Origin of the sequence: Acinetobacter sp. WCHAc060033, from assembly GCF_004209125.1 — a bacterium.
GTDB classification, from domain to species: Bacteria; Pseudomonadota; Gammaproteobacteria; order Pseudomonadales; family Moraxellaceae; genus Acinetobacter; species Acinetobacter wuhouensis.
On record NZ_SGSW01000135.1, the window covers coordinates 1 to 1648 of the forward strand.

At 35.1% G+C, this 1648-nt stretch carries 4 protein-coding genes; 1 reads left to right on the plus strand and 3 read right to left on the minus strand.

Features of this window, described 5'->3' with window-relative positions; all coding sequences use genetic code 11:
- On the plus strand, nucleotides 1-263 hold a 263-nt coding region (locus tag EXE10_RS20865), incomplete at its 5' end, for a DDE-type integrase/transposase/recombinase (RefSeq protein ID WP_130114587.1).
- 98 nt (nucleotides 264-361) lie between these two features.
- On the opposite strand, the gene EXE10_RS20870 is transcribed toward EXE10_RS20865, so the two are convergent.
- From EXE10_RS20870 to EXE10_RS20880, 3 genes are all read right to left on the minus strand, one after another.
- A complete protein-coding gene (locus EXE10_RS20870; protein ID WP_032029059.1) occupies nucleotides 362-733 on the minus strand; it encodes a rod shape-determining protein in 372 nt (123 codons plus the stop codon).
- Between the two features lie 187 nt (nucleotides 734-920).
- Nucleotides 921-1253 carry a type II toxin-antitoxin system HicB family antitoxin gene (locus EXE10_RS20875; protein ID WP_005404859.1) on the minus strand — a complete coding sequence of 111 codons (333 nt, stop codon included), beginning with the start codon at nucleotides 1251-1253 and terminating at the stop codon, nucleotides 921-923.
- Entirely contained in the window at nucleotides 1250-1477 is a 228-nt protein-coding gene (locus EXE10_RS20880) for a type II toxin-antitoxin system HicA family toxin (protein WP_228131764.1), read from the minus strand. The genes EXE10_RS20875 and EXE10_RS20880 overlap by 4 nt, the downstream gene beginning before the upstream one ends.
- Between the last annotated feature and the right edge of the window lie 171 nt (nucleotides 1478-1648).

Genomic DNA, 1648 nt, shown 5'->3' on the forward strand with positions numbered 1-1648 from the left:
TACGGTTAAAACAGGAAGGAAAATGTCCACCAGACCTTGAGCACAGGCAGGTTAAGTACAAAAATAACGTGATCGAATGTGATCATGGTAAGTTAAAGCGGATCATCAGGGCCACGTTAGGATTCAAATCTATGAAAACGGCTTATGCCACAATTAAAGGTATTGAAGTCATGCGTGCACTGCGTAAAGGACAAGCTTCATCATTTTATTATGGTCAGCCTCTGGGTGAAGTGTGTCTAATCAACAGGGTTTTCGGTCTCTAAGCACTTTTTAAAGGGAACTTCATCGACTCAAATTTCTATTTGCAACAGTGCCTCTAAAAGGGGCTTAACCGCCATTATGTTAAATAGGGCTTATAAAATTATTCTTCAATAGAATTTCCATCAAGGTCATATAGCTTTACTTCTCTTGCACCAGCATTAAAAAATAACTCCTTAAAAGCTCGTATTTCAATCTTAGTTAAACTACCTTGTATCGGCTCCATTATTTGGACAATCGTAATAGGAGCTGTAAACTTGAAAAAAGATAAACCGTTAGAATGGTGTCTCATTAAAGCTTTTAATGTTGTTGTAGCGCTTTCAAAATCTGCCAAAATCATTCTTGGGTGATCATAAGGTGATTTAGGAATTTCAGTTGCTTTGGCTATGCCATTCTCTGCCATCAAACTTATACGGTTTTTGTAAAAATGTACCCATATCGCTTTAGGATATTTTTTTAAATCGTCTCTTATCATTTTAGTTCTTAACTTGGATGCTCATTTAATTATAAATATATATTTTTTTTAATTTCAATTGGATAATTCTTAATTTCTTCTAAAATTGACATAATACACCTTACACGAAACTAAAAAAATGGGAGCTTTAAGCTCCCATTTTTGCTGAGTTTTTCAATTTTTAGGTAGTAGCCTAGGCTTCAATAAATTACGCACCTAAACGCATTAACTTTTCTTGAATCGCCTCACTGACAAAGGCATTTAGAGAATTACTTGATGCTAAAACCGCCTTACGGTGCAATTCAGGGCTAATACGGACATTAAAAGTGCCTTTGAATGGTTGATCAGGAGATTTTCCTAGTTCAGCACATGATTCTAAATAGCCGTCTACAGATTCCTGAAAAGCTTTCTCAAGGGCTTTTAAAGTTTCCGCTTCATAGGTAATAAGATCACGAATAAAAGCAAGTTTTCCAAATAACTCACCTGTTTCAAGATCAGGCTCAATTGTTCCGAGATAACCTTTGTACTTTAAATAGCTCATAAAAATCCCTCCTGCTTGAGTGCCTGTTTTACAGCTTTCAATGCCCCACCTTTGATTTCATTTTCAGGGTGTGGTCTATGCAGTAAAATCATATGTTCAGTTTTTTCATTAAAAAACCGAACACGAGAGCCTGCCATTTCAAATTTTTCATAGCCGAGCTGGCTCAGTAAAACGACTAAATCTTTATATGGAAACGTATTTTTTGAATTTCCAAATTTTTCCAATAACTTTTCCGTTTTACCCATATTTTAGCCCTACTCAGTTACGACTAAGTATAGTCCCTTGAAATTAAAAAATGCAACTAAATTTAGTTGCATTTCATATAACCGCCATTATGTTAAATAGATAGCATTTGGGGGATATTATTTATTCTTTCAATAGGCAGAAACTTGCAA

What these genes read in the sequence shown, in the direction of transcription:
- EXE10_RS20875 (WP_005404859.1), bottom strand. Translation starts at nt 1,253, where the DNA reads ATGAGCTATTTAAAGTACAAAGGTTATCTCGGAACAATTGAGCCTGAT.
- EXE10_RS20870 (WP_032029059.1), bottom strand. Translation starts at nt 733, where the DNA reads ATGATAAGAGACGATTTAAAAAAATATCCTAAAGCGATATGGGTACAT.